This window comes from uncultured Methanobrevibacter sp., assembly GCF_937898925.1.
GTDB lineage: Archaea > Methanobacteriota > Methanobacteria > Methanobacteriales > Methanobacteriaceae > Methanobrevibacter.
Genome location: NZ_CALDKF010000028.1, coordinates 36,015 through 46,387, shown reverse-complemented (window position 1 = coordinate 46,387; position 10,373 = coordinate 36,015). Strand labels below are relative to the sequence as shown.

The 10,373-nt window shown below is 33.2% G+C and carries 9 protein-coding genes and 1 tRNA gene; 3 read left to right on the top strand and 7 right to left on the bottom strand.

All coding sequences use genetic code 11. The features are described 5' to 3' along the window. Positions 1 to 93: 93 nt before the first annotated feature. The 3 genes from Q0409_RS02135 to Q0409_RS02125 all read left to right on the top strand — a co-directional run bounded on the left by Q0409_RS02135 (position 94) and on the right by Q0409_RS02125 (position 3,332). Positions 94 to 453, top strand: coding sequence for a cyclophilin-like fold protein (locus Q0409_RS02135; RefSeq protein ID WP_298534600.1), 360 nt, complete (start codon positions 94 to 96; stop codon positions 451 to 453). A 73-nt stretch (positions 454 to 526) separates the two neighbouring features. Continuing rightward, the gene (locus tag Q0409_RS02130) at positions 527 to 1,495 is read left to right on the top strand and encodes an alpha/beta hydrolase (RefSeq protein ID WP_298534597.1); all 969 of its coding nucleotides are present in this window, start codon (positions 527 to 529) and stop codon (positions 1,493 to 1,495) included. A gap of 244 nt (positions 1,496 to 1,739) precedes the next feature. Further along, positions 1,740 to 3,332, top strand: a complete 1,593-nt coding sequence (locus Q0409_RS02125; protein WP_298534594.1) for a putative glycoside hydrolase — start codon at positions 1,740 to 1,742, stop codon at positions 3,330 to 3,332. A gap of 184 nt (positions 3,333 to 3,516) precedes the next feature. On the opposite strand, the gene Q0409_RS02120 is transcribed toward Q0409_RS02125, so the two are convergent. From Q0409_RS02120 to Q0409_RS02090, 7 genes are all read right to left on the bottom strand, one after another. Then, a tRNA-Ala gene (locus Q0409_RS02120) sits at positions 3,517 to 3,589 on the bottom strand. 539 nt (positions 3,590 to 4,128) lie between these two features. Further along, positions 4,129 to 4,560: a very short patch repair endonuclease gene (locus tag Q0409_RS02115; RefSeq protein WP_298534591.1), complete on the bottom strand. Its 432-nt coding sequence runs from the start codon at positions 4,558 to 4,560 to the stop codon at positions 4,129 to 4,131. A gap of 73 nt (positions 4,561 to 4,633) precedes the next feature. Continuing rightward, positions 4,634 to 5,434 carry an NAD(+) synthase gene (gene nadE / locus Q0409_RS02110; RefSeq protein WP_298534588.1) on the bottom strand — a complete coding sequence of 267 codons (801 nt, stop codon included), beginning with the start codon at positions 5,432 to 5,434 and terminating at the stop codon, positions 4,634 to 4,636. Between the two features lie 189 nt (positions 5,435 to 5,623). Next, positions 5,624 to 7,072: a 2-oxoacid:acceptor oxidoreductase family protein gene (locus Q0409_RS02105; protein WP_298534614.1), complete on the bottom strand. Its 1,449-nt coding sequence runs from the start codon at positions 7,070 to 7,072 to the stop codon at positions 5,624 to 5,626. A 57-nt stretch (positions 7,073 to 7,129) separates the two neighbouring features. Beyond that, positions 7,130 to 8,296 (bottom strand): 3-methyl-2-oxobutanoate dehydrogenase subunit VorB, encoded by a 1,167-nt coding sequence (locus Q0409_RS02100; protein WP_298534586.1) that lies wholly within the window; start codon positions 8,294 to 8,296, stop codon positions 7,130 to 7,132. Then, positions 8,297 to 8,551, bottom strand: coding sequence for a ferredoxin family protein (locus tag Q0409_RS02095; RefSeq protein WP_296856814.1), 255 nt, complete (start codon positions 8,549 to 8,551; stop codon positions 8,297 to 8,299). Positions 8,552 to 8,697: 146 nt separating this feature from the next. Beyond that, positions 8,698 to 10,371 (bottom strand): AMP-binding protein, encoded by a 1,674-nt coding sequence (locus tag Q0409_RS02090; protein WP_298534584.1) that lies wholly within the window; start codon positions 10,369 to 10,371, stop codon positions 8,698 to 8,700. Positions 10,372 to 10,373 lie beyond the last annotated feature (2 nt).

Below are 10,373 nucleotides of genomic sequence, written 5' to 3'. Positions count from 1 at the left end.
TGATATATTAATAAATTATATAATTAGTAATTATAAGTAACTATTAATTTTAATTAATATATGATATTATAATGTTCAAATGGAGATGATAATATGGATGATTCAGTTAAAGTCCAAATTAATGAGGATATTTTCGATGTTGAATTGGAAAATAATTCCGCTACACAAGAATTCCTTAAAGAATTGGAAAAAGGAAACATTACTGTTAATGCAACAGAATATGGTGGCTTTGAGAAAGTGGGGGAATTAGGTTTTTCACTTCCAACAAGTGATGAAAATATTAATACAGAACCTGGCGATATTGTGTTATATCAAGGAGATAAAGTATCCTTGTTTTATGGCTCTCATTCATGGAGCTATACAAAATTAGGCAAAATAGACAATATTAGCTCCAATGAGCTAAAAGAAGTTCTAGGACAGGGTAATGTTACATTAGTTTTTAGTTTAGAATAGTCTATACGATTATTCCAAATTAAAGATAATTTGAAATATGAATATTATTTAATTATTAAAAAGGTGTTTATTTATGAATAACATTGAAATAACAACAGAATGGGATAAAGTTTTCCCTAAAAGCGATAAAGTAGACCACAAAAAAGTGACATTTAAAAATAGATATGGAATCACATTGGTTGCAGATTTATACAAACCAAAGGATTCCAAAGACAAATTGCCTGCTATTGCATGTGCAGGACCATTTGGCGCTGTAAAAGAACAAGTCTCAGGCCTTTATGCTCAAACATTAGCTGAAATGGGCTTTTTGACAATAGCTTTTGACCCTTCATTTACAGGGGAAAGCTTAGGCGAACCTCGTGATATGGCATCCCCTGACATAAATACAGAAGATTTCCAAGCAGCAGTTGATTATCTTGTCACATCAGATGAAGTTGATGGAGATAGAGTTGGAATCTGTGGAATCTGTGGATGGGGAGGAATGGCCTTAAATGCTGCATCCCTCGACACTCGTATCAAAGCAACAGTTACTTCAACAATGTATAATATGACCCGTATTACAGCAAAAGGGTATTATGATGCAGATGATAATGCTGATGCAAGATATGAAATGAAAGTTGCATTAAACAACCAAAGAACAGAAGACTTTAAAAATGGAGAATATGCAAAAGCGGGAGGAGTCATTAAGGAAGTGACTGATGACTTGCCACAATTTGTAAAGGATTATCATGACTTTTACATTGAACCATTAGGATACCATCCAAGGTCTCCAGGTTCAAATGATGGATGGAATGTAATTGGCTGCATGTCATTCATATCTCAACCAATCATAGCTTATTCAGATGAAATCAGAACCCCAATTTTAATGATTCATGGAGAAAAGGCTCATTCCAGATATTTCTCAGAAGATGAATTCGCTAAATTGACTGGAGACAATAAAGAGCTAATAATCATTCCAGATGCTGTACACACTGATTTATATTATAAGACAGATGTGATACCATTTGAAAAGATTGCAGAATTTTTCAAAGCAAACTTGTAAGTTACTTTAAATGGTAACTTTTTCTTCTTTTTTCTTTTTTTCTTTTTTTTATTTACAATACATTTTAAGATTTTTTTCTATTTTACTTTCTTATTAATTAATTTTTTTAATTAATTTAATTTCTTGAAAAAATAACTTGTGCAATAATCTATTATATTATCACTAAAAAGACTGGTTTAGTGAAACAAACGAAACCAATAATGAAACAGTACATATAAAAATAAAGAAAAATAAAGGTTTTATTATGAAAAAAATATTTTTATTAACTATTTTCACTTTATTGATACTGTCCATAACTGCAGTTTCAGCAGCGGATAATCTAATGATATCTGCAGATGAGAATGCAGTTGATGAAGTGCAGGAGATTCTAAGTGAAGATCAATCCACAGAAGAAAGCAATGAAGAGATAATTGCTGAAAATCCAACTGATGCACTTCCTGAAGACACAACAGATAACGAAAATGATGATGAAGATGAGCTTATAGAAGAAAAGGCAAATTCCACAATAACCGCTTCAGATGTTAAAGGATATGAGTCATTCACAACTACAATAAGCATCAAATTAACAGCAAATAATACTGCATTATCTTCAAAACAACTTCAAATTGAATTAAATGGCGTCACTTATAATAAAACCACTGATGCAAATGGTGAAGTCAAGCTGAATGTTAAATTAAATAAGGGAACTTATTATGCAAAAATAACTTATTTAGGTGATGATTTAACAAGCAATGCAACTGAAACATGTAAAGTTACTATTGCATCTGCAATTAAAACCAAATTAAGAGTTGGAGATAAATACATCAATTATCGTCAAGGATTAAAATCATTATTCTATGTAAAATTGCTTGATGCAAAAAACAATACCTTAAAAAATCAGAAAGTAACATTCAAGGTTGCAGGAAAAACCTATACTGCTAAAACTAACAAGTACGGTAACGCTAAAATCTACTTAAGTCTTAAGAAAGGATTGCATGAAATCAAATATTCAATTAAAAGCAACTCACCTTATTTAGCTTCAAACGGTTCCTTTAAAATAAAAGTCAAACCTAAAATGACTAAAGGGGACGGATATTGGTTATGGTCCAACCATATGAAAAAAGTGAATCTTAAAAGCCTTGCAAAAAGAGGCACTAAACACATTTTCCTTCATGTTCATGCAATAGCAACATATGGAAGATCAGGTGTTGCTTCCTTTATCAAAAAAGCACATAAACATGGAATTAAAGTCCATTTATGGATGCAAGTCTGTTATAGAGGCGGAAAATGGGTTAGACCTATCGATAAAAATAACAAAATCAAATATTCCTTCTTAAATAAAAGGATTAGAGAAGCCAAAAGCTATGCAAAGATTAAAGGAGTAGACGGCATTCACTTTGATTATGTCCGTTTTGGAGGCACTGCACATTTATATAAAGATCCTAATCGTGCAATAAACTACTTCATGAAAAAAGCTTCAATTGAAGTCCGTAAGATTAAGCCTAATTGCATTGTTTCAGCCGCCATAATGCCTGAACCAAGTGCAATGACCTATTCCTTTGGCCAAGATGTTTCAACAATGAGCAAATACGCTGATGTGTTGACTCCAATGGAATATAAAGGCAATTATAAGAAAAAAAGGACATGGCTCACTTCTGTAACAAAAAAATTCGTTAGCCAATCAAATGGAGCTCAAATTTGGGTTGGTTTGCAATCATATCATTCTGATAAGAATACTAAAAAATTATCCCATTCAGCTCTTCTCAAAGATGCAAAAGCAGCTATGAAAGGTGGAGCAAAAGGAGTTTTATTATTTAGAATTGGCATAAGTTGCAATTTAAATTTTAAAAAGGTTTAATCCTTTTTAATTTTCTTTTTTTATCCTATTTTTATTCTATTTTTATTCTTTTTTATTTCAAAACTTCTTTTTTAATGTTATTTATTTAGCAATAAACACTAATTTTAGAAACTATTACTCACTAATAAAAATAAAAAAAATAAAATAAAATAAACTAAACTAAAATAAAATAAAAAAATTGAAGTGGACTGACCGGGATTTGAACCCGGGGCCTCCGCCATGCCAAGGCGACGATCTACCATCTGAGCTACCAGCCCACAAGAATTATAAATAAATTATCAATAAATTATCAATTAAATTTAAAAAAAGAATTAAAGAATTAAGTTTTTTAAAAAACTTAATTGAAAAACAAAACAGAACAATAGTTACATCTATCATTCAAATGAATACATTGTACAATAGTACAGGTATTAGTATTATTATATAGTGCTCATATATAATCGAGGATAATATCTCCCTCGTTTAGGAATATTAACATTCCTAAAAATACTAGGAAACTAAAAAATACAGTCATAAACATTTAGCGACTCCATTTTTAAAGTTCTATAGCAATATAGAACATAATGATTCTACATGATTTTAATAAAAATAAAAAAATCATATATTATTTACTATTATAAAAAAACTGGTATATAAATACATACTATTTAATCCTCTGATTGTTCGTATTTTGCAATATAAACTACGAACAATCTTTTATTTTAGAAAAAAATCGTGTTAAATCATTATAAATAATTATAAATCGTTATAAATTATTACAAAAGATAAAAAATTAGATGAAATTGTAATAATTCTTCTATTCCTCATTATCTTGGGATGTTATTCTATCGTATAAGATCTCAAGTGTCTCTTCACGCTTGTCCTTTTTCAATTCACACTCCCACACAGTGAGAACAGTCCATCCCATAGCTTTAAGCTCTTCCTGATTACGAGCATCACGTTCTCTATTTTTATAGAGTTTCTCCTCCCAATACTCAACATTGGACTTTGGCATTTTAGCGTACTTGCATCCCTCATGAAGATGCCAAAAACAGCCATGAACAAAGACAGCAGTCTTGTATTTAGGAAGCACAACATCAGGACGTCCAGGATATCTTTTATCATTCTTTCGAAATCTAAGCCCTCTAGCGAAGAGATACTTACGAACAAGAATCTCTGGCTTAGTGTCCTTTCCCCTGATCCTTGACATGATGTAACTGCGGGTCTCCTTGCTAAATTTATCAGCCATGAAATCATCTCTATAAAATCACAATGGACAAATATTCAAACTATCAAATATTCACTTTAAAAAAAAATAAGAATTATTTATATTCAAAACTTGGCATCAATTCCAACTTGAATTTATTCAATTCATGGAGGTAATCAATTCTATCTTTTGTCTTTTTATCACTAATTTCACCAGTTCGTATATACTTATCCAATACATCATAAGTAAATCCAAGCTTCTCTTCATCAGATTGATTGGAGAGTCCATCAGTTGGTACTTTATCCACTAACTCCCTAGGTAAATTAAGGCTTCTTCCTATTTCCTTAACTTCAGTCACAGTTAGGTTTGAGAGTGGTGAAAAGTCTCCAGCTCCATCACCATATCGAGTGGAATATCCTACCCAATCTTCAGATAAATTGCAATTGTTTGCTACCCTACCATTATTGGATTGGGAAACTGCATATAAAACAGACATTCTGATTCTAGGTGGGAGATTTATCTTGGTTTGCTCACTGATTTCAATTCCAGATAATGATAATTGATCTAAAACACCATTTACAGCATCCTTAACATTGATTATGTAATGCTCAATGCCTAAATGATTTACAAGAAGCTTAGCAAAATCAATGTCTGATTGAACATCATTAGGCATTAGGACTCCGATAACCCTGTCTTTACCTAAAGCTTCTACACATAATGCAGCAACTACAGCGCTATCCTTGCCTCCAGAGATGCCCACAACAGCATTGCAACCTTTTCCGTTTTCTTCAAAGAATTCCTGAATCCATTTAACACATTGGTCTTTAGCGTCCAATGCATCAAATTCGTAATTTTTAGTGATAATATCTCCTCTATATAGTTTTAAAAATAGGTTCTTTTCAAATAATAATTTCAATTTTTTATATAATAAACTTTTTTAAAAAAATTAAAATCATGAAAATAAGATAAATTGAAAAAAATATGCAATAAAAATCGTTTAATTATCAAAAAGAAATGAGAATAAAAAATTAAAAAAAAGAAATGAAAATAAAAAATTAAAAAAAAGAAATGAAAATAAAAAATAAAAAGAAAAAAAGTTAAGAGATTATCTGTTTTCTCTTAACCAAGTTGCTCCAGCTTCCAAAACCTTTAAGTTTACATCAATGAGTTTTGGTTTAGCTGCAAAGGTATCCTTAATACCGTTTTCAAATGCTTCTTTAGATAAGATAGGGCTATCTGCACCTAATTCCATTAAAGCACCTAAAATTGCAGTGTTCATAGCCTTTGCATTTCCTACTTCAGTTGCAATAGCTCTTGCTGGAATAGCAATGATCTCAACATCATCCTTTACATGAAGATTATCCTTATTGTAATCTCCTGCACGGGAATCGTATAGGATTATTCCTTTTTCCTTAACATCAATAGAGTATTTTTCCAAAGCAGGCTTGTTCATTGCGATTAATATATCACATTCTTCCACAACTGGAGAACCGATGGTTTTAGATGAAATGGTTACAGAACAGTTGGAAGTTCCTCCTCTTTGTTCTGGCCCATAGCTTGGATACCATGACACTTCCTTACCTTCACTACATGCTGCTTGAGCAAGGGTAAGGCCAGTACTTAATACTCCTTGACCACCGAAACCAACTATTTTAACCTTGATGTCATCAAAGTCCTCTTCGATTTCCTTGATTTCCTTGCTTCTATCTATTCCAAAGACTTTATCAAGAGTTTCAATGGAGAAATCACTTACAGGTCTTTCTTTAGGTTCTCTTTCTTTGGATAAATCCCTAAATCTTTTTACAGGGAATTCCTTACCCATTTCATTAATCAAGAAGTCTTCAACACCTTTCACATCTCTTCTAATATTGGTTGGACAAGGTGATAAAACTTCAACGAAAGCATAACCTTTACCTTCCTTTTGAATCATTAAAGCTTTTTTAATAGCGATTTTAGCTTTTCTAATAAGCTTTGGATTTGCTAAGGACACTCTTTCAATGAATACAGGTGCCTTTAGGTTATCCAATAATTCACATAAGTGCAATGGATATCCTGCAAAGTTAGCATCCCTTCCGTTTTGACAGGTTACAGTCTTTTCACCAATCAAGGTTGTTGGTGCCATTTGACCACCAGTCATTCCGTAAACAGTGTTGTTTACAAAGAAAACCGCTAATTTTTCTCCACGGTTAGCAGCTTGTAATGTTTCATTCAATCCAATGGAAGCTAAATCCCCATCTCCTTGATAGCTCATTACAATAGCATTGTCTTCAGCTCTTGAAATACCTGTAGCAACTGCAGGAGCTCTTCCGTGTGCAGTCTGTACATTTCCACAATTGAAGTAGTAATAACCGAATACAGCACATCCTACAGGAGAAATCATTACGGATCTTTCTTGGATATCCAATTCATCCATCACTTCTGCAATCAATTTATGTAAAATACCATGACCGCAACCAGCGCAGTAATGAGTATTGTAAATGTCATTTCCTTTTCTAGGGAAGCTGTCATATAAGGATTCTGGTTTTTTAATAACTTTTTCTTCGATTTCACTCATTTGAACTTTTTCAGTGTTTTCATCAGTTACTTTAATATTATCCATTCTTTCACCTCCCTAATCTACAACCCTATGATTATAATAGTTATCATTGTCTAATTCTTCCTGATATTCCTTATCATTTAGGTAGCTTGCATCATAATCCTTTTCGTCACTGTGGACCTTGTGACGTTCATCGCTTCCTACCATCTTATAGATTTCATTTAGAATATCCTTAAGCTCAATTACATTTCCACCCATTCTGTTTACCAAATGGACATCATCGTAATTGGCTGCTGCCTTAACGTCTTCTCTTAATTGACCGTTACTCATTTCAACAGAAACAAATTTAACACCTTTATCTGCCAATTCCTTAATTCTTTTCTCTGGGAATGGGAATAAGGTGATTGGTCTTAAGAGACCTAATTTAATGCCTTTTTCTCTTGCAACATCAACAGCAGTTCTGGATAATCTGCTGCTTGTTCCGTAAGCTACAATTACAATTTCAGCATCTTCAACCATATACTCTTCATAGACAACTTCATTTTGCCTAATTGTTTCATACTTTTCCTGAATTTGGAAGTTGAAATCCTCTAATTGATTGAAGTCAAGGAAAATTGAAGTCACTAAATTGTTCATGGTTTCCTTATTTCCCCTTACAGCCCATGATTCATCAATCTTAGGCTCAATTGCTTCTTTAGGGAATCTTAAAGGTTCAGCCATTTGACCTAATACTGCATCAGCAAGGACAACTACAGGGTTTCTGTATTTGTTTGAAAGCTCAAATGCCTTCATGGTGAAGTCACACATTTCCTGAACGCTGTTAGGTGCCAATACTATATTCCTATAGTTTCCGTGACCTCCACCTTTTACAATTTGATTGTAATCTCCTTGTTCAGGACCAATATTACCTAAGCCAGGACCTGCTCTCATTACATCTACAATAACTGCAGGCAATTCTGCACCAGCTAAAAAGGTGAATCCTTCTTGCATTAAGCTGATTCCAGGCCCAGATGATGCGCTCATAACTCTGTGACCAGTTGAAGCTCCACCATAGATCATGTTTACAGAAGCCTCTTCACTTTCAGCCTGTACAAATTTTCTTCCTACCATTGGGAAATATTTGGATGCTTCATGGAGAATCTCACTTGCAGGGGTGATTGGATAACCAAAGAAACAATCACAGCCAGCATATAATGCTCCAATGATTACAGCGGTATTTCCTTTTACAATTTGGTTACTCATTTAAGCATCTCCTTTAGGTTTTCTAGTCCTTCTAGGAATATGAACTTCAATAGCTAATGGTTCAGGACAAGTGTAATAACAATCTCCACAACCAATACAGCCTTCTCCAGTATATTCTGCATATTGATATCCGCTATCATTAATCTCTTCACTTAATTTAAGGCATTCCTCTTTGCAAGCGCTTATACATCTTAAACATGCCTTACAATTGTTTTTGCTAATGACAGGATATGGTTTAATTTGATTTACATTCATTTATTCACTATCCTACAATAAATTTAATTTTTTAATTTTTTAATTTTTTGAAATTGTATAATTTAATAAGATTGATTATTGATTTTTAAACTTAATCTGATTATTAATTGAAAAGTTTAAAAAAAATAATAAGAAGAGAAAAATAATTATTTAAGTTTATTCTCATCTTCAGTTCTGATTATCTTTCTTTGAATCTTACCACTGATTGTTTTAGGCAATTCTTCAACAAATTCAATCATTCTTGGATATTTATAAGGAGCGGTTTCATGCTTTACATGATTTTGAATGTCCTTTTTAAGCTCTTCACTTGGTTCGAATCCTTTTGCAAGAACGATTGTTGCCTTAACGATTTGGCCTCTCAATTCATCAGGAACACCTGTAATTGCACATTCCAATACTGAAGGGTGAGAAATAACTGCATTTTCCACTTCGTAGGGTCCAATACGGTAACCTGAAGACTTGATTATATCATCATTTCTACCGACAAAGGTGTAATAACCATCTTCATCTATATATGCAGTGTCTCCACAGTGGTAATAACCATCATGGCATACTTCATCAGTTTTCTCTTGGTTTCTGTAATATTCCTTAAATAAACCTACAGACCTTTCTCCAGTTATATCAAAACAGATTTCTCCTTCAGAACCAATATCTACAGTATTGTGGTCAGGGTCTAAAAGGGTTACTTTAAATGCAGGTGATGGTTTTCCTACAGAACCTGTTTTTGATTCCATCCAAATGAATGTAGCCAATGAAAGGGTAGTTTCAGTTTGACCGAATCCTTCTTTAATCTCCAATCCAGTGAATTCCTTGAATCTTTTAAATACTTCAGGAGGCAATGGCTCTCCCGCAGTAGTTGCATATTGGACATTTGAAAAGTCAAATTGGGATAAGTCTTCCTTAATCAAGAATCTGTAGATTGTTGGAGGTGCACAGAAAGTGTTTACCTTGTTTTCAATGATCTTTTCCATTAAATCCAAACCATTGAATCTTACATAATCGTAAACGAATACTGCAGAACCGGAAATCCATTGTCCATAGTAGTTACCCCATACTGCTTTACCCCATCCGGTATCAGCAGAGGTGTGGTGAACACCGTCTTCTACAACATTGTGCCAGTATTTAGCAGTGATCAAGTGTCCAATTGCATAAGTGTGAGCATGTGCAACCATTTTAGGGTTTCCAGTGGTACCACTTGAGAAGTAAATGAGGAAAGTCTCATCCTCATGAGTAGCATCTTCTCCAGTTGGTCTTTCGAACTCATCACTCATCTTAGCAAGTTCCTCATCAAAGTTTAACCAACCTTCCTTATTGATATTTCCTACAAGAGCTTTCTTAAGCTCAATGCCTAACTCCTGTTCACAAGCTTCGTAATCCGGAATCAATTGGTCCTCTTCTACAGAGACAACCATTTTAATGCTTGCATTTTCCACTCTATATATAATATCATGAAGCTTTACCATGTGAGTGGTTGGAATAGCTATTGCACCGATTTTATGAAGTGCAGTCATGCAGATCCAGAATTCATATCTGTTTTTTAAGGTAAGCAATACTGCATCCCCTTTGTTAATTCCTTGGGATTTAAAGAGATTTGCAGCCTTATTGGATAATTTTTTCATATCCAAAAAGGTGAATACCTTTTTCTCATTATCGTCACACCAGATCAATGCAAGTTTTTCTGGGTCTATTCTTGCATACTCATCCACTACATCAAAACCAAAGTTAAAGTCCTTTGGTACGGTAAATTCAAAATTATCGTAAAAATCCTTGTACGATTTAAAATCAACTCTGTTTACAAAGTTTCCTATTAAAGATGTCATTT